Raw genomic sequence first — 455 nt, 5'->3', positions numbered from 1 at the left:
TGGTAAAGCAATACTTGACATTAACTATCAAGGCTGTGCTAAAAACGGTATTTGCTACCGTCCACAAAGTAGAATTTATGAGATAACTGACCAAGCTGGAAAATTTAGTATCGCCACTTTTAAAAAAGAGCAAAAAAACGATACCGACAGCTTTGCTGAAGAATTTTCTAGCGAGCAAGATATCGCAAATGGTCTTGGAGATAAAAATTTTTTTATCTCACTTCTTACCTTTTTTGGTTATGGTCTCTTGCTTTCACTAACTCCTTGCGTCTTTCCGATGATACCGATACATTCAAGCATAATCGTCTCAAAAGGTGCTAATGTAAATGCAAAAAAAGGCTTTTTATTATCATTCATTTATGTTGTCGCGATGAGCCTAGCTTATGCACTAGCGGGAGTGGCAGCTAGCCTACTTGGCTTTGGTATCGCAGGCGCTTTGCAAAATATCTATGTAC

Annotated in this window: 1 pseudogene; it reads left to right on the top strand. The window is 38.0% G+C overall.

From position 1 onward, the window contains the following. A pseudogene (locus CYP26_RS00245) lies at window positions 1-455 on the top strand (protein-disulfide reductase DsbD); the annotation flags it as partial.

The organism is Campylobacter concisus (assembly GCF_002913225.1).
Lineage (GTDB): Bacteria > Campylobacterota > Campylobacteria > Campylobacterales > Campylobacteraceae > Campylobacter_A > Campylobacter_A concisus_J.
Note: the sequence above shows the minus strand (reverse complement) of the source record. Positions and strands in the feature narration are given on the sequence as shown.